The sequence below is a fragment of the Streptomyces sp. NPDC014882 genome (genome assembly GCF_043081325.1).
GTDB lineage: Bacteria > Actinomycetota > Actinomycetes > Streptomycetales > Streptomycetaceae > Streptomyces.
This window is the reverse complement of the sequence record NZ_JBIBWL010000002.1, coordinates 144,495-160,348: the sequence shown is the minus strand read 5'-3', so window position 1 is coordinate 160,348 and position 15,854 is coordinate 144,495. Positions and strand designations below refer to the sequence as shown.

13 protein-coding genes, 3 tRNA genes and 1 pseudogene are annotated in these 15,854 nt (G+C 72.3%); 8 read left to right on the top strand and 9 right to left on the bottom strand.

Features of this window, described 5'->3' with window-relative positions:
- The first annotated feature begins 113 nt into the window (after positions 1-113).
- A pseudogene (locus ACF09K_RS05365) lies at positions 114-1,469 on the top strand (RNA polymerase sigma factor).
- A gap of 129 nt (positions 1,470-1,598) precedes the next feature.
- On the opposite strand, the gene ACF09K_RS05360 reads toward ACF09K_RS05365, so the two are convergent.
- The 4 genes from ACF09K_RS05360 to ACF09K_RS05345 all read right to left on the bottom strand — a co-directional run bounded on the left by ACF09K_RS05360 (position 1,599) and on the right by ACF09K_RS05345 (position 7,234).
- Complete coding sequence (locus ACF09K_RS05360) at positions 1,599-3,527, bottom strand: ABC transporter ATP-binding protein (RefSeq protein ID WP_392241172.1); 1,929 nt, start codon at positions 3,525-3,527, stop codon at positions 1,599-1,601.
- The gene (locus ACF09K_RS05355) at positions 3,527-5,260 is read right to left on the bottom strand and encodes an ABC transporter ATP-binding protein (RefSeq protein ID WP_392241171.1); all 1,734 of its coding nucleotides are present in this window, start codon (positions 5,258-5,260) and stop codon (positions 3,527-3,529) included. The genes ACF09K_RS05360 and ACF09K_RS05355 overlap by 1 nt, the downstream gene beginning before the upstream one ends.
- A 153-nt stretch (positions 5,261-5,413) precedes the next feature.
- Positions 5,414-6,868 carry an FGGY-family carbohydrate kinase gene (locus ACF09K_RS05350; RefSeq protein ID WP_392241170.1) on the bottom strand — a complete coding sequence of 485 codons (1,455 nt, stop codon included), beginning with the start codon at positions 6,866-6,868 and terminating at the stop codon, positions 5,414-5,416.
- 60 nt (positions 6,869-6,928) lie between these two features.
- The gene (locus tag ACF09K_RS05345; RefSeq protein WP_392241169.1) at positions 6,929-7,234 is read right to left on the bottom strand and encodes a YtxH domain-containing protein; all 306 of its coding nucleotides are present in this window, start codon (positions 7,232-7,234) and stop codon (positions 6,929-6,931) included.
- Positions 7,235-7,393: 159 nt separating this feature from the next.
- Between ACF09K_RS05345 and ACF09K_RS05340 the strand changes: the two genes are divergently transcribed.
- The 4 genes from ACF09K_RS05340 (at position 7,394) to ACF09K_RS05325 (ending at position 8,578) form a co-directional block, all read left to right on the top strand.
- A tRNA-Asn gene (locus ACF09K_RS05340) sits at positions 7,394-7,466 on the top strand.
- Positions 7,467-7,471: 5 nt separating this feature from the next.
- Positions 7,472-7,544: transfer RNA gene (locus tag ACF09K_RS05335), tRNA-Asn, on the top strand.
- 198 nt (positions 7,545-7,742) lie between these two features.
- Positions 7,743-7,816: transfer RNA gene (locus ACF09K_RS05330), tRNA-Ile, on the top strand.
- Between the two features lie 498 nt (positions 7,817-8,314).
- Positions 8,315-8,578, top strand: coding sequence for an SHOCT domain-containing protein (locus ACF09K_RS05325; protein WP_392241168.1), 264 nt, complete (start codon positions 8,315-8,317; stop codon positions 8,576-8,578).
- A gap of 72 nt (positions 8,579-8,650) precedes the next feature.
- Here the strand turns inward: ACF09K_RS05325 and ACF09K_RS05320 are convergent, their stop codons facing one another.
- The 5 genes from ACF09K_RS05320 to ACF09K_RS05300 all read right to left on the bottom strand — a co-directional run bounded on the left by ACF09K_RS05320 (position 8,651) and on the right by ACF09K_RS05300 (position 13,526).
- Entirely contained in the window at positions 8,651-9,298 is a 648-nt protein-coding gene (locus ACF09K_RS05320) for a DUF305 domain-containing protein (protein WP_392241167.1), read from the bottom strand.
- Positions 9,299-9,413: 115 nt separating this feature from the next.
- Positions 9,414-9,794 carry a DUF6153 family protein gene (locus tag ACF09K_RS05315; RefSeq protein WP_392241631.1) on the bottom strand — a complete coding sequence of 127 codons (381 nt, stop codon included), beginning with the start codon at positions 9,792-9,794 and terminating at the stop codon, positions 9,414-9,416.
- Positions 9,795-10,252: 458 nt separating this feature from the next.
- Positions 10,253-10,684 (bottom strand): ester cyclase, encoded by a 432-nt coding sequence (locus ACF09K_RS05310; protein WP_392241166.1) that lies wholly within the window; start codon positions 10,682-10,684, stop codon positions 10,253-10,255.
- Between the two features lie 127 nt (positions 10,685-10,811).
- Positions 10,812-12,344: an MFS transporter gene (locus tag ACF09K_RS05305; RefSeq protein ID WP_392241165.1), complete on the bottom strand. Its 1,533-nt coding sequence runs from the start codon at positions 12,342-12,344 to the stop codon at positions 10,812-10,814.
- Positions 12,345-12,530: 186 nt separating this feature from the next.
- Positions 12,531-13,526: a helix-turn-helix domain-containing protein gene (locus ACF09K_RS05300; protein WP_392241164.1), complete on the bottom strand. Its 996-nt coding sequence runs from the start codon at positions 13,524-13,526 to the stop codon at positions 12,531-12,533.
- A gap of 165 nt (positions 13,527-13,691) precedes the next feature.
- Between ACF09K_RS05300 and ACF09K_RS05295 the strand changes: the two genes are divergently transcribed.
- The 3 genes from ACF09K_RS05295 (at position 13,692) to ACF09K_RS05285 (ending at position 15,681) form a co-directional block, all read left to right on the top strand.
- The gene (locus ACF09K_RS05295; RefSeq protein ID WP_392241163.1) at positions 13,692-14,000 is read left to right on the top strand and encodes a hypothetical protein; all 309 of its coding nucleotides are present in this window, start codon (positions 13,692-13,694) and stop codon (positions 13,998-14,000) included.
- Positions 14,001-14,192: 192 nt separating this feature from the next.
- Positions 14,193-14,384 carry a hypothetical protein gene (locus tag ACF09K_RS05290; protein WP_392241162.1) on the top strand — a complete coding sequence of 64 codons (192 nt, stop codon included), beginning with the start codon at positions 14,193-14,195 and terminating at the stop codon, positions 14,382-14,384.
- A 109-nt stretch (positions 14,385-14,493) separates the two neighbouring features.
- On the top strand, positions 14,494-15,681 hold the full coding sequence (locus tag ACF09K_RS05285; RefSeq protein ID WP_392241161.1) for a tachylectin-related carbohydrate-binding protein: 1,188 nt from the start codon (positions 14,494-14,496) through the stop codon (positions 15,679-15,681).
- Positions 15,682-15,854 lie beyond the last annotated feature (173 nt).

The window sequence follows — 15,854 nt, the reverse complement described above, 5'->3', positions numbered from 1 at the left end:
CGTCCCGACCGGTTTCCTGACCTCCGCGGTCAGCAGGCGGTCACGGTCCGGACGCAAAAAGTCATCGCACGCCCCTCGTGGCGGCGATGTGTCGTACTCCACACTGGGTGGCGGTGCCTGAGTCCTCGGAGCGCGGCCGATCCGTCCCCCCGGCGGGTCCCACACCCCCGCGGTTCCGCTCATCGCTCACGGGACGGACAGCGGCGAGGCCGCCGGCTCCGTCCTCGAAGCAGCGCTGCCGCGCCTCTCGGCAGCGATCACCCTGGAGGTCGCCCCCCGTGCAGACCCGGACCCTCACCCAGACCGACACGCGCACCGACGGCACGGAACCGGAGGGCCGGACGGGCGTCCTGGTCGCGGTCCCGCCGCAGAACCGTGCCGTACGCCACCCGGAGACGGCCATGGAACCGGAGCCCGAGCCCGAGCCGGCCGGCCCGGCCGCCGAGGACCCGCCCGCCGAAGCGCTCACCGAGCCGCCCGGGCAGGCCCTCGACCAGGCGGCCGACCTGGCACCCGACCCCGGCGGGACGCCCGCCCCCCGCTTCGTCGACACCTCCGGCCCCTCCTCGGACCTGTTCCGCCAGTACCTGCGCGAGATCGGCCGGATCCCGCTGCTCACCGCCGCCGAGGAGGTCGAACTCGCCCGCCGCGTGGAGGCCGGCCTGTTCGCCGAGGCGAAACTGAGCGGCACTCCCGACCTGGACGGCGACCTCGCCCTCGACCTGGACCGGCTGGTCGTCATGGGCCGGATGGCCAAGCGCCGCCTCATCGAGTCGAACCTGCGCCTCGTCGTGTCGGTCGCCAAGCGCTACGTCGGCCGCGGCCTGACCATGCTGGACCTCGTCCAGGAGGGCAACCTGGGCCTGATCAGGGCGGTCGAGAAGTTCGACTACGCCCGCGGCTACAAGTTCTCCACGTACGCCACCTGGTGGATCCGGCAGGCCATGTCCCGCGCGCTCGCCGACCAGGCCCGCACCATACGCGTCCCCGTGCACGTGGTGGAGCTGATCAACCGCGTGGTCCGCGTCCAGCGCCGGCTGCTCCAGGAACGCGGCTGCGAGCCCACCGCCGACGAGGTCGCCGCCCAGCTCGACCTCGCCCCCGAGCGCGTCGGGGAGGTGCTGCGGCTCGCCCAGGAACCGGTCTCCCTGCACGCCCCGGTGGGCGAGGAGGACGACGTGGCCCTCGGCGACCTCATCGAGGACGGCGACGCCGCCAACCCCGTGGAGTCGGCGGCGTTCCTGCTGCTGAGGGAGCACCTGGAGGCGGTGCTGTCGACGCTCGGCGAGCGCGAGCGCAAGGTCGTCCAGCTCCGCTACGGCCTGGCCGACGGCCGCCCCCGCACCCTGGAGGAGATAGGCCGCATCTTCGGCGTCACCCGCGAACGCATCCGCCAGATCGAGTCCAAGACCCTCGGCAGACTCCGCGACCACGCCTTCGCGGACCAGCTCAGGGGCTACCTGGACTGAGCGGTGCCCCGTCGGGCGGCCCCCGTCGGATCCTCCGCCCCCGCCTCGCCGACGGGGCCGGACCGCCGACGGGGTCGGAGGACCCGGCGGGGTCGGAGGACCCGGCGGGGTCGGAGGATCCGGCGGGATCTAGTCGACCTCCGCGACCGCCTCGGCGAACTGCGCCCGGTACAGCCGCGCGTACGCCCCGCCCGCCGCCAACAGCTCCGTGTGCGTGCCCTGCTCGACGATCGACCCGTTCTCCATCACCAGGATGGTGTCGGCGTCCCGGATCGTCGACAGCCGGTGCGCGATGACGAACGACGTCCGCCCGTGCGCCAGCTTCGCCATCGCCTTCTGGATCAGCACCTCGGTCCGGGTGTCGACGGAACTCGTCGCCTCGTCGAGCACCAGGATCACCGGGTCGGACAGGAACGCCCGGGCGATGGTGATCAGCTGCTTCTCCCCGGCGCTGACCCCGCTGCCCTCACCGTCGATCACCGTGTCGTAGCCGTCGGGGAGCGTGCGGATGAACCGGTCGGCGTGGGCCGCCCGCGCCGCCTCCTCGATCTCCCCGCGCGTGACCTCGCGCGCGGCGCCGTACGCGATGTTCTCCGCGATGGTGCCGCCGAACAGCCAGGTGTCCTGGAGCACCATGCCGATCCCGGCGCGCAGTTCGTCGCGGGACATCCGCGTGATGTCGACGCCGTCGAGGGTGATGCGCCCGCCGGTGACCTCGTAGAACCGCATGAGGAGGTTGACCAGTGTGGTCTTGCCGGCGCCGGTGGGGCCGACGATGGCGACCGTGTGGCCGGGTTCGACGACCAGCGACAGGTCCTCGATCAGCGGCTTGTCGGGGTCGTAGCGGAAGGACACGTGCTCCAGCGCCACCCGCCCGCGCAGTTCCTCGGGCCGCACGCCCGGCACCGGATCGGCCTGCTGCTCCTCCGCGTCCAGCAGTTCGAAGACCCGCTCGGCCGAGGCGACGCCCGACTGCACGAGGTTCGCCATCGACGCGACCTGCGTCAGCGGCATCGAGAACTGGCGCGAGTACTGGATGAACGCCTGCACGTCACCGATCGACAGGGACCCGGTGGCGACCCGCAGCCCGCCGACCACGGCCACCAGCACGTAGTTGAGGTTCGACACGAAGAACATCAGCGGCTGCATGACCCCGCTGTTGAACTGCGCCCTGAACCCGGCCTCGTACAGCGCGTCGTTCTGTTCGGCGAACTGCCGCGCCGACTCCTCCTGCCGGCCGAACACCTTCACCAGCGTGTGGCCGGTGTACATCTCCTCGATGTGCGCGTTCAGCTTGCCCGTGGTGCGCCACTGCTGCACGAAGTGCGGCTGCGACCGCTTGCCCACCCGCGTGGCGACGACCGCCGACAGCGGCACGGTGACCAGCGCGACCAGGGCGAGGATCCACGACACCCAGAACATCATCGCCAGGACGCCGACGACGGTGAGCAGCGAGTTCACCAGCTGTCCCAGCGACTGCTGGAGCGTCTGCCCGATGTTGTCGATGTCGTTGGTCGCCCGGGACAGCACCTCGCCGCGCTGCCGCTTGTCGAAGTACGACAGCGGGAGCCGCGACAGCTTCGTCTGCACGTCCTCGCGCATCCGGTACACCGTGCGGTTGACGGCCCGGTTGACCAGCCGTGTCGCCGCGGCCATCAGCAGGCCGGCGACCGCGAACACCGCGACCGCGAACAGCAGCACCCGGCCCACGGCGTCGAAGTCGATGCCCTGGCCGGGGGTGAAGTCGGTGCCGCGCAGCATGTCGGCGACATCGCCGTCACCGCGCTCGCGCATCGAGTCGAGGACCTGGTCCTTGGACGCCCCGGCAGGCATCTCCCGCCCGACGATGCCGGCGAAGACCAGGTCGGTGGCCCGGCCGAGGATCTTCGGCCCGACCACGCTGAGACCCACGCTCAGGACGACGCACGCCAGCATCGCGTAGAGGGTGAGCCGCTCCGGCTTGAAGTGGGCGAGCAGCCGCCGGCCGGACGCCTTGAAGTCCAGCGAGCGGTTGTCCGGCCCGGTCCCCGCCATCATGCGCCCCATGGGCCCGGCCATCAGGCAGCCTCCGCTTCCGTGAGCTGGGAGAGCACGATCTCCCGGTAGGTCTCGTTGTCCGCCATCAGTTCCCGGTGGGTGCCCTCGCCGACGACCCGGCCCTCGTCGAGCACGACGATGCGGTCGGCGTCACGGATGGTGGCCACCCGCTGGGCGACGATGACGACGGTCGCCTCGGCGGTCTCCCGGCCCAGGGCCGCCCGCAGCGCCGCGTCGGTGGCGTAGTCGAGGGCGGAGAAGGAGTCGTCGAAGAGGTAGATCTCCGGGCGCTGCACGAGCGTGCGGGCGATGGCGAGCCGCTGCCGCTGACCGCCGGACACGTTGGTCCCGCCCTGCGCGACGGGGGCGTCGAGGCCGCCCTCCAGGGCGCGCACGAACTCCGCGGCCTGGGCCACCTCCAGCGCGTGCCACAGCTCCTCGTCCGTCGCGTCCGGGTTGCCGTACCGGAGGTTGGTCGAGACCGTGCCGGCGAACAGGTACGGCTTCTGCGGCACCAGCCCGACCGTCCTGGCGAGCAGCGTCGCGTCCAGGTCCGCGACCTCGACGCCGTCGACGAGGACCTGCCCGGCGGTGGCGTCGAACAGCCGGGGGACCAGCCCGAGCAGCGTGGACTTGCCGCTGCCCGTCGAGCCGATGACGGCGGTGGTCTCACCGGGCCGCGCCACCAGGTCGACGCCCTTGAGCACGGGCTCCTCGGCGCCCGGGTAGCCGAAGCCGGCGCCCCGGATCTCCAGGTGGCCGTGCCGCCGCAGTTCGCGCACCGGCGCCTTCGGCAGGACGACGCTGGACTCGGTGTCCAGGACCTCCTGGACGCGTTCGGCGCACACCTCGGCGCGCGGCACCATCATGAACATGAAGGTGGCCATCATCACGGACATGACGATCTGCATCAGGTAGGCGAGGAACGCGGTCAGGTCGCCGATCTGCATGCCGCCGCTGTCGATCCGGTGGGCGCCGAACCACACCACCGCGATCGACGACAGGTTCACCGTGGTCATGACCACCGGGAACATCAGCGCGAGCAGGTTGCCGGCCTTCAGCGAGATGTCGGTGAGGTCGGCGTTGGCCGCGCGGAAACGCCGCTCCTCGTAGCCGTCGCGGACGAAGGCGCGGATGACGCGGTTGCCGGTGATCTGCTCGCGCAGTACCCGGTTCACCGCGTCCAGCCGCGTCTGCATGGACCGGAACAGCGGCCGCAGCCGCCGCACGATCAGCGTCACGCAGATGCCCAGCACCGGCACCACGGCGACCAGGATCCCCGACAGCGGCACGTCCAGGCCGAGGGCCATGACGATGCCGCCCACGCACATGATCGGCGCCGACACCATCAGCGTGAACGTCATCAGCGCCAGCATCTGGATCTGCTGGACGTCGTTCGTGGTCCGGGTGATCAGGGAGGGCGCGCCGAACTGGCCGAGCTCGCGGGCGGAGAAGGACTGCACGCGGTCGAAGACGGCCGCCCGCATGTCCCGCCCGAGCGCCGACGCCGTCCTGGCGCCGTAGTACACGGCACCGATGTTGCAGAGCACCTGCACCAGGGAGACGGCGATCATCAGGGCGCCGTAGGAAAGGATGTAGCCGGTGTCGCCGTTGACCACGCCGTCGTCGATGATGTCGGCGTTGAGCGTGGGCAGGTAGAGCGTGGCGCAGGTCTGGAGGAACTGGAGCAGCACCAGCAGGACGATGGGTTTCTTGTAGGGCCTGAGATAGGTCCGCAGAAGTCGTATGAGCACGCTACGTCTCTCGGAGTCGGCGGGGCGCGGGGCACTGGTTGCCCCTGGCCCCTATCGTCCGACACTCCACCGGTGTTACCTCAACCGATTAAGCCGACAGCGTTGTGCTATACGAGCGGCCCCGCCCCGCGGCCCCCCGCCCCGGCCCCGGCCCTACGAGCGGAACGCCGTGGGGTGCGTCTGCTCCCGCACCGACACGTACTGCTGCCGCACGGCCTGTCCCACGGCCAGTTCCTCGCCCGGGTCCAGCACCTGCGCCACCGGACCGGGCCAGGCCGGCGGAGTGCGCGGATCGAGCGCGCCCTGCGACACCCCGAGCGCCCAGGCGGCCTGCCGCGCCGCCCCGATCGCCGCGTAGTCCGCGGGCTGCGGTACGACGACCTGCGCCCCGAAGAGCGCGGGCGCCGCCGCCTGCACGGCCGGCAGCTCGGCCGCCGCACCGAGCAGGAAGACCCGCCGCACCTCGACGCCCCGGCCGCGCAGCACGTCCAGCGCGTCCGCGAGCCCGCACAGCATGCCCTCGAACGCCGCCCGCGCGACGTGCTCCGGCTTCATCGACTCGCGCCGCAGACCCGTCAGGGTGCCCGCGGCGTGCGGCAGGTTCGGGGTCCGCTCCCCCTCCAGGTAGGGCAGCAGCACCAGCCCGTGCGACCCCGGGGTCGACTTCATCGCCAGCTCGGACAGCGTCTCCAGATCGGCCGCCCCGAGCAGCTCGGCGGCCCCGCGCAGGGTCCGTACGGCGTTCAGGGTGGTGACGACCGGCAGGTGCATGCCGGTGGCGTCCGCCAGCGAGGTGATCATGCCGCTCTGGTCGACGAGGGCCGTGGGGTGCACGGCCATCACGGACCCGGAGGCGCCCAGCGACACGACCGCGTCCCCGAGGCCGATGCCCAGCCCGAACGCGGCGGCCATGGTCTCGCCGGTGCCGGCCGAGATCAGCAGGCCCTCCGGGGTCGTGCCCGCCGGGTCGGAGGGGCCGATCACCTCGGGCAGCATGACCTGGTGACCGAGCGCCAGCTCCACCAGCTCGGGCCGGTAGCCGCCGACGGCCGCCGACCAGTACCCGGTCCCGGAGGCGCCGCCGCGGTCGGTGGTGCGGCGCACCGGCCGCCCGAGGAGCTGCCACACGAGCCAGTCGTGCGCCTGGAGCAGCACGGCGGTGCGCAGCGCGGCGTCCGGCTCGTTCTTCGCCAGCCAGCGCAGCTTGGTCACCGGCTGCGCGGCCTGCGGCACGCAGCCGACCGCCTGCGCCCACGCCTCCCGGCCGCCGAGCGCGTCGATCAGGTCCGCCGCCGCGACCTGCGCGCGCTTGTCGCCGCCGACCATCGCCGGACGCACGGTGCCGCCCTGCGCGTCGAGCGGCACGACCGCGTTCTGCTGCGCGGACACGCCGATCGCCTGCACGCCCTCGAGCAGCCCGCCGCCGGCCGCCTCCCCGAGGGAGAGCAGCCAGGCCTGCGGATCGACGTCGGAGGGACGGCCGGCACCGTCGGGACCCTCCACCGGGTGCGGCGCGTAACCCTGCCTGAGCACGGCCCCTGTGTCCGCGTCGCAGACGACGATGCGAGTGAAATCGGGCGAACTGTCCAACCCGGCGACTATCCCCATGCGTAAAATTCTGCCGCACCGCGGGGGGTGACCACGTCGGCCCGATCCGAACGGCGGGCCCTAGGGATGACCGCTGCCCCAGTCGTCCGATCCGTCGCCGTGCGCGGCCCGGTCCCGCAGCGAACGGACCCGGCCCGCGACCGACTCGGGCATCCGGTCCCCGACCTTGTCGCTGACCACGTGGTACGCCTTGCCCGCGAACTGGCGGCCCTGCTGTGCCGCCGACTCCGCCGTGTTGCGCACGGCGGGGTTCTGCGCGACCTGGCGCGCGGACTTCTTCAGCTGTTCGTAGCGCTCCCTCCCGGCCTTCGTGCCGAGCACGTAACCCAGGGCGAGTCCGACGACGAACGTGAGCCGGTAGCGCATGACGGCCACCCTTTCCTCGTGTAGGTCTGCGGTGCGGCATCGGCGCCCGAGGGAACCGATTGGCGGAGCACCCCCCTGCTTGCGCTAATGTATGTGTCGCAGCGAGCGTCCGCCCCCTGGCGAATACCCAGGCCGGAGCGTTCGATGCGAACGAGGCATTCCTCCGTAGCTCAATTGGCAGAGCAGCCGGCTGTTAACCGGCAGGTTACTGGTTCGAGTCCAGTCGGGGGAGCTCGGTCCTCCGTAGCTCAATTGGCAGAGCAGCCGGCTGTTAACCGGCAGGTTACTGGTTCGAGTCCAGTCGGGGGAGCATCGTGATCGAGGACCCTTAGGGGTCCTTTTTCATGTCGCTCCATGCTGTTCCACGTCGTTTCACGCCGCCGGGAACTGGGCAGGTCACAGCGCGGTCCTCATGGTCATGCGGCGTCGGACCAGGCGGAGCGTGAGATCGTATGAGCGGCTATGCTGCGGCAGACGGCGCGCACACGTGTACGCGACACGCCGCTATGGGGCGGTAGCTCAGCCGGTTAGAGCAGCGGACTCATAATCCGCCGGCCGTGGGTTCGAGTCCCACCCGCCCCACTCCGCACCGCCCCCGGCCAGGTCGGGGTGCCGACGGGCCCGGCGAAGTCCGCCGTACGGTCGGAGAGTCGGCCGGTGCGCCGGAGCGGCTTTCGTACGCCGGTCGCGCCGCTCCACGGTGATCGTGCTGCCGTCGTCGCCGTCGCCGGACACGGCCCCGGGCGGCCGGTGCTCCACGGTGCCGTCCGTCGACGGGCGCCCCCCGCCGACGAGTTGGGGCATCGGCGTGACGGCGGACGTCTCGGTGGTGCCGGCGGTCCGGAACCGGACACAGGGGCGTGCGGCGTCGCCCGCGACCCCCGCCGACCGCGCACCGGAAGCCCCACCGACCCGTCGACCGGACCACCCCGCCGGGCAAGGGCCGAACGGCCCGGTGGTCCTGGACCGTCCGGCCCCGGTCCCGCCGCCGCGGCCGGAGGGACCATGGCGGTGGAGGCGAGAAGTCCCGGGGTGCCGTCCGGCCCCCGGTCGCCGGTACGCCGAAGCAGGTGAGTGGCGATGATGTTCTGGTACGACCACGACGTCGGCGGGTGGGGCTGGTTCGCGATGTCGGCCGGCATGATCCTGTTCTGGGCCCTGGTCATCACGGTGGCCGTGCTGACCGGCCGCACCCTCGACAGCTCCCGGCAGCACCCCCGTCCTCCGGCCGCGCCGACGCCGGAGGGCATCCTCCGGGAGCGGCTGGCCCGCGGGGAGATCGACGAGGAGGAGTACCGGCGCCGCCTGAGCGCGCTGCACGCCGGTCCCCTCACCAAACCCTGAGACCGGCTCTCTCACCGGACCCCGGGGCCCGGGCCGCGTGGACGCGGACCAGGGCCCCGCACCGTGGTGCCGTCAGCCCTTGCCGAGGAGGTCGTTCATCTCCTCGATCTCGGCGTTCTGCGTGGTGATGATGTCCGCGGCCATCTCCTTGGCCGGTGCGTACCGGCCCTTCTGCTTTTCCGCGGTGGCCATCTCCACGGCCCCCTCGTGGTGTTCGACCATCATGGTCAGGAACATCGTGTCGAAGCCCTTGCCGGACTCCTTCATCAGTGCGTCCATGTCCTCGGCGTCCATCATGCCGGGCATGCCCGCGCCCGGGGACGCGTCCGTGCCGTGCATCGAGTGGTCCATGCCGGGCATGGACGTGGGCACGTCCTCCCCCCACGCCTTCAGCCACCCGGACATGGTCGTGATCTCCGGGCCCTGCGCCTTCTCGATACGCGCGGCGAGGTCCTTGACCTCGCTGGAGGAGGCACGGCTCCCGGCCGTGCGGGCCATCTGAACCGCCTGCTCGTGGTGCGGGATCATGCCCTGCGCGAAGGACACGTCCTGGTCGTTGTGCGCCTCGGCGGTGGCCGCGGCGCTCGCCTCGGCCGCGGCGCCGGAGCCGGAGCCGGCGCCGGAGCCGCCGTCGCTGCCGCAGGCGGCGAGGACGAGGGCGGCGGTGACGGCCGCCGTGCCGAGCGCGGCGCGGCGGATCAGGGAACGGGTGCTGGTCATGCGGGAACTCCTGCGGTGTGCGAGGGGGGCGCGCGAAGGGCGCGGGACATGGCGGGGGGCCGTACGCCTGCCCGCCGCGGTACGCGCGGCGGCGGCGACACGGCTCGGAACCGGCCTATATCCGCAGGAGTTGCAGCTCGGCGAGTGACGGAGGCGCCCGACCGCCCTCCGGTCCGGTCGCCGTGGACGCGCGGCCGCCCACCGGTTCCGCTGCCCGGCCGCTGGCGTCGAGCGCCGGTACGGGAAGGAGCGGACCCGCGCCCACGGCACCCGAGGAACACGTCGGGTCGGCGTGGTCCGCGTGCCCGCGGCCGTCACCGCCGCCGTGACAGAGGCGCTCGGCACCGGCCACGGCCACCGCCGGGTCCGCGTGCCGCGCGGCGGCGGAGGGGGGGAGGGAGTGCCGGGGACCGGAGGCGTGAGAGGCATGGGAGGCGTGGGAGGAGGACGGCGAGTGACGGCCGACGGCGGTTCCGCCCGGCGCGAGGCCGTGCATGCCGAACAGGCCGATCAGCAGCCCGAGCACCAGCGGTACCGGCCACCACCCCGCGGGCGGTGCCGCTCGGAGGTGTTCCGCACGGGCTGTCACAGCCCTCATGTTACGCACGGCCACCGGCTCCGCCGCCCGGGGAGCGGTCCGTTGGGCCGACCGTGCGGCCCTGGGCCGCCCGTGCTGTCGGGAGCCGTGGGCGGGGTCGCCGTCGGGAGCTGCGGTCGGGGGCCGAGGTCGGAGGTCGGCGGTTCCGGGCCCGGCCCCGAGGGAGCTCGGGCCTTCCGCTGCCCGGGGAGCGGTCCGTTGGGCCGACCGTGCGGCCCTGGGCCGACCGTGCTGTCGGGAGCCGTGGGCGGGGCTGCCGTCGGGAGCTGCGGTCGGGGACCGCCGTCGGGGTCGGCTGCCCCGGGCCCGGCTCCCGGCGGCGGCCGGGCCGGGCCCTCCGTCGCCGGCTTCTCCCGTCAGCCCTGGAGCTGCTCGGTCAGGCCCAGCTGGCTCATGATGGCGCCGGTGTCCAGATAGGCGCGGCCCCGCTTGATCTTGTCGTCCTCGACCTCGTAGATGTCGCAGGCGTGCACCGTCACCTCACGCCCCGTGGCGGGCAGGGTGCCCGCATGCAGGACCAGGTCCCCGGTCTGGGTCCCGGTGCCCGTGTACTCGACGACCACCGTGTCGCCCTGCGACGTGAGGTGGTCCAGGGTGAACCTGCCGTCGGGCATCGCGTCGAACATCGCCTTGGCGAGCTGGGTGAAGCCTTCCGGACCCTTCAGCGTCCTCCCGCTGCCCTCCTCGACGAGGGTGCAGTCCTGGGCGACGGACCCGGCGATCGAGTCGTAGTCCCGTTCGTTCCACGCCCGGAAGAGCTCACGGACGAAGGTTTCCTTGTCGGTCATGGGAGCCCCCATGTGATGGCATCGCTTTCCTTCCATGCTGGACCGGCTCCTCCGGTCGTGCATCCGCTTGCGGGACGGCCGGACCGGACACCGCCGGGGACGTGGTCCGGTCGGCGTGGCCCGGCTCCTACGGCGTTCCGTGGGGCCGTCGGCGCATGACACGGTGCGCCACCACGGCCAGGACCAGCGGCAGGATGCTCACGACCAGCATCGTGAGCCGCAGGCCGTTGGTGAAGTCCAGCCCGAGGTCGAGTCCGGACTGCCGGAGCAGGTTCGGGTCGTATCCGGCGCTGCCAGGACTGTGGGCCAGCGCGCTGCGCGTCTCGTCCACGGCCTGGTCGGCCTCGGTGACGGAGATGCCGCGATCCTCGGCGTCGTTGAGCCACTGCCGCTGGAAGAAGAGGTTGAGGAGCAGGAGGTAGACGGCGGGACCGAGCGCGTAGCCGGTCATCCCGAACGCCGGCTGGACGGAGGCCACGGCGCCGGACTTCCCCGGCGGGGCGGACGCCAGGATGGTCTCGGCCACGGCGGAGGAGGTCACCAGCGATCCGAGGTTGGTGAGCCAGGTGGCCAGGACGACGATCCACAGCGCCATCGCGGGATCGGCGGTGGCCGCCATCAGCAGCCCGCCCGCCGCCATCAGCAGCAGACCGGTGACGAGGACCGGCCGGGGGGTGTACTTCCCGATCAGGCGTCCGGCGAGGATGACGCCGGCCGCGATCGCCAGGGTGCCGGGCAGGAACAGCAGGCCGATGGTGCGCGGGGACAGCGACAGGATCACGCTGCCGAACTGCCCGAGGGCGAAACTGAACCCGGCGATGAGGAAGTTGAGCATCAGACTGGCCACCGCCGCCACGGCGAACGGGCCGCTGCGGAACAGCGACAGGTCCAGGACCGGATCCGCCGTCCGGCGCTCGTGGAGCACGAACAGCACGCCGGTGACCGCGCTGATCACCAGCGGCAGCCAGGCCTGGACCTGGGAGATCCCGTTCTCCGCCTCGGCGACGCCGTGGACGAGCGTCAGCAGGGTGAGGCCGACCAGGCTGACGCCGACGACGTCGATCCCACGGCGTTGCAGGACGGGCGGTTCGGTGACGTACCGGGCGGTCAGCCAGAGCGCGACGAGCGACATCAGGGGGGCGACCAGGAACAGCCACCGCCAGCCGACGACCTCCACCACCCAGCCCCCGGCCGCGGGGACCACCCCGAACAGCACCATGTCGATGGCCATGAAGATGCCGATGGCCGTCGGCCGTTTCTCCGGCGGCACCGACGACTTGAGCAGGGCCATCGCCACGCCCAGGACCATGGCCAGGGCCAGGCCGTCGAGGAGGCGCGTCACCAGCAGGAAGACGTAGCCGGGGGAGATCGCGGAGAGCAGGTTGACGGCGATGTCGCCGACCAGTCCCAGCGTCAGCATCCGCTTGAGGCCGAAGGCGTCCCCGAGGTTGCCCACCGCGAGCACGGCGGCGGCCATGACCAGGGTCGCCGCGCCCCCCAGGAGCCCGACGACGTCGGGCGGCACGTCGAGGGCCCGGCTGATCTGCGGCATGTTCAGGCTGAGGATCAGCGGGTCGATGCCCGTGATGCTGAAGGCGAGCGCGAGTCCCGAGATGACCGGGAGCATCGAGACGGTGGATCGCGGGCTTGCGGTCGACACAGTGACACCTCCCGTACGCCGGCCGGTGCCGGCCGCTCGCCGACCGTAACCGGCCGTCCGCCTCCGGCCCGTCCGCCTCGGCCGACGGTCGCGGCCAGGCACCTGTTCGGGCCACCCGCGCGCATCCGGAAGGGCCCCGGGGAGGACGTCGGGGAGGGCATCGGGGCGGGGCCCGCGGCCGTGCGGTCAGGGGTGGGCCGGGAGCCAGCCCTGCTGGACGGCCCGGACGCCCGCCTCGAAGCGGCTGCGGGCGGCGAGGCGGTCCATCAGTTCGGAGGCGATCCGCCGGGCCGTGCGGTGGGACACCCCGAGCCGCTTGGCGATCGTCTCGTCGGTGTGGCCCTCGGCCAGCAGCCGCAGGGCGGTCGCCTGCTGGCCGGTGAGGCCGTGGGGATCGGTGGGGACGACCTCGCCGAGCGGCCGGGCGGCCTCCCAGGTGGTCTCGAAGAGCGCGCACAGCGCGGTGAGCGTGCCCTGCCCGGTCAGGAGGACCGCTCCGGCGGCGGTGTCGTCGCTGCTGACCGGGATCATGGCGATCCGCCGGTCCATGAGGATCATGCGGGTCGGCAGGGAGGGGACCGTGCGGACCCGGCCGCCCAGGCCGGAGAGCCAGGTGGCGTGCTCGACGGTCGGCCGGTGGGTGCGGACGCTGTCGAGGTAGATCGTCCGCATGCGGACCCCGCGGCCGAGGAGGTCCTGGTTCAGCGGCCGGGACGCCGCCATGTTCTCGGCGGTCTGCGGCCCGCCCGGCGCGAAGGCCAGGAACTCCTCCGACACCTCACGGGTGAGCACCGCCAGCCGGTCGCGGATCCGGTCGAGTCCGACGAGCCGCTCCACACCCGGATGGCCGGCGTCCGGACGGAGCTCGGCGTACTCGGATATGAGCTGGGCCGCGGCCGCCCGGGAGGCCTCCAGACGCTGTTGGTGAGCCGCCAGGTGCGCTTGCTGGCGGGCCATCAGGATCTCCATGCCGATGTCGGGGGAGACCGCCCGGAGCCGGCCCGCGTCCCCGGCGGCGGGCCGCACCAGAGCCAGTTCGCTCAGGGTGTCGAGGGCGTCGCGCACGTCTTCCTCGGGCAGCCCCACCTCGGCGGCGAGCGCCGTGACGCCCGCCGCCGGCTCTCTGAGCATGGCGCGGTACACCGTCTCCGCGACGGTGTCGAGTCCGAGTGCGGTCAGCATGTGGCCCCCATTTTCTGCACAGCACGTCCCTGGTCGGGACAAGATCTTCGCAGAGAGGTGAGGGATCGTCACGGGGAGGAAGGAGGAGGGCCGGAACAGGCCCCGGCCTCAACAGGCCATGCCACAGGGGCTTCGAGCGGTTCTCCGCTTGCGACCCTGGAGTGCATGTACCTTGTGCACACGCATCTGGAACTGCCGTGCGGAGAACAACTCCCGCACGACGTCAGGGTTCTGGTGCGATCAGCGATCCTCCCCGGTGACCGTGTCGAGCACGTCGCCGTGCACCCCCGCTCCTCGTCCGCGCTCACGCTCGGTTTCTACGTCGTGGCCGGCACGCTCGACGAAGCGGAGGAGCGGGCCGTCCGGGTCTGCGGCCGACTGCTGCGCTCCGTACCGCAGTTGGCGGGGGCGCGGCTGACCGGCGCGGGAGTGCCGTTGCTCCCGTTGGCGTTCGCGCCGCAACCGGCGGACTGAGACGGCCGCCGCGGACGCGCCTGTGGACGCAGCCGTGGACGCATGAGTCCAAGGCCCCTTCCGTCCATCCCCAGGCCCTTCTCACGGCCTTGAGCTGCGACGAAGCTATTGATCACCGGCCAGGGCGAGCGTCACCGCGGGACGCGGCCACCGGACCGGGACACCGCAACCGATGAAGAAACGGGACCAGCCATGCTTCGCACTCGGATCACCAAGGCCGCCGCGGTCGCTTCCCTCGTCGTCGCCGCCTCCGTCGCCGCCCCGGCCGTCGTGTTCCTGTCCGAAGCCGACACGTCCTCCTCCGTCGTCGCCGACGCCGGCTGGCAGGTCGCCCCGGCCGACGCCGGCTGGCAGGCCGTCCCGGCCGACGCCGGCTGGCAGTAGACCGACCGCCGCCTCCGCCGGGCGGCACGCACCTCGCGCACGGGTCGCGCCGCCGACCGCCCCGCGATGCCCGACCGACCGATCACACTCGCCCCAGGGGGACCGAAAAGTGAAGAACATCCGCACGACCGGCCGTAGAGCCGCGGGCCTGCTGACCGCAGGCGTCCTCGCCACCGGACTTCTCACGGTCACCGCCTCCACCGCCGAAGCGGCCACCACCTGTTCGGGCGGGGTCAGCATCTACGGTGTGCTCGACGACGGCAGGCTGACCTTCAGCAGCATCAACCCGGCGAGCGGCGACCTCGCCAAGGTGCTCGTCGGACCCGACCTCGGCTTCGAGCCGAAGGCCATGGCGACCCTCAACTTCAACACCGTGCTGGTCACGTCGACCACCGGCGCCCTCTACCGCGTCGACGTCAAGACCAACAACACCAACCTGGCCCTGCTCAACGCACCGGTGAGGATCGCCGACAGCGGCTGGACCCACGACAAGCTCACCTACGACGGTCACGGCCACCTCTACGGCACGACGGCCGCGGGCCTGCTGCTGCGCTACAACGTGACCGAGGACAAGCCCGCGGGCTCCCAGCACATCGGCGTGCGCACCGAGATCGACACCGGGTTCGTCCTGAAGACGCTCACCGCCACCGGCGACGACCGGCTCAGCGCCACCACCGAGGACGGGCGCCTGCTCGACTACGCGATCGCCGGCGCCGGCTCCTGGAAGAGCAACGCCCTGAAGACGTCCGGCTGGTCCGGCTTCAACCAGCTCGTCTCGCCCGGCGGGGGCCTCTACTACGGCCGGCTCTCGACCGGTGCCATGTACTGGTACAAGGACGCCAACCCCACCGACGGATCCGGCTCCGACATCTCGTACCACCTCGACGACCCGGTCAACACCAGCGGCTGGACGCAGAAGCTGCTGTCCGCCCAGCCGGGCACCTACACCTGCACCACCTCCACGGACACGGTCGACCGCGGCAACATCACCGAGGTCAAGGCCGCCGGCCGGCAGATGATGAACAATAAGGACGCCGCCTGGGCCACTTCCGCCCAGTGGTCCTGCCTGGAGCAGCTCTGGGACCACGAGAGCGGCTGGCGCTGGAACGCCACCAACCCGTCCTCCGGCGCCTACGGCATCCCGCAGTCGCTGCCCGCCTCCAAGATGGACGTCGCGGGCGACGACTGGAAGGAGAACCCCCTCACCCAGATCAAGTGGGGGCTGAGCTACATCGACGGCCGCTACGGCTCGCCGTGCGGTGCGTGGGACTTCTGGCGGGCCAACAACTGGTACTGATCACCTGGACACAGGCAAGGGCGGCGCCTCCTCGAACCGAGGGGGCGCCGCCCTTTTCGCGTGAGCTGTCCGAGCCCGGGGCCGCCGGGGCCGCGGTGTCCCGGGCGGGGATGCGGCCGGCCCGCGGTGAACCGGCCCGTCTGGTCACGCCGTTCACGGTGAGCCGGGCGGTT

Coding starts and splice junctions, on each gene's coding strand:
- ACF09K_RS05310 (WP_392241166.1), bottom strand. CDS start 10,684: ATGACCGACAAGGAAACCTTCGTCCGTGAGCTCTTCCGGGCGTGGAAC.
- ACF09K_RS05300 (WP_392241164.1), bottom strand. CDS start 13,526: ATGCTGACCGCACTCGGACTCGACACCGTCGCGGAGACGGTGTACCGC.
- ACF09K_RS05345 (WP_392241169.1), bottom strand. CDS start 7,234: ATGCGCTACCGGCTCACGTTCGTCGTCGGACTCGCCCTGGGTTACGTG.
- ACF09K_RS05295 (WP_392241163.1), top strand. CDS start 13,692: ATGTACCTTGTGCACACGCATCTGGAACTGCCGTGCGGAGAACAACTC.
- ACF09K_RS05320 (WP_392241167.1), bottom strand. CDS start 9,298: ATGACCAGCACCCGTTCCCTGATCCGCCGCGCCGCGCTCGGCACGGCG.
- ACF09K_RS05350 (WP_392241170.1), bottom strand. CDS start 6,868: ATGGGGATAGTCGCCGGGTTGGACAGTTCGCCCGATTTCACTCGCATC.
- ACF09K_RS05325 (WP_392241168.1), top strand. CDS start 8,315: ATGATGTTCTGGTACGACCACGACGTCGGCGGGTGGGGCTGGTTCGCG.
- ACF09K_RS05360 (WP_392241172.1), bottom strand. CDS start 3,527: ATGGCCGGGCCCATGGGGCGCATGATGGCGGGGACCGGGCCGGACAAC.
- ACF09K_RS05315 (WP_392241631.1), bottom strand. CDS start 9,794: ATGCACGGCCTCGCGCCGGGCGGAACCGCCGTCGGCCGTCACTCGCCG.
- ACF09K_RS05290 (WP_392241162.1), top strand. CDS start 14,193: ATGCTTCGCACTCGGATCACCAAGGCCGCCGCGGTCGCTTCCCTCGTC.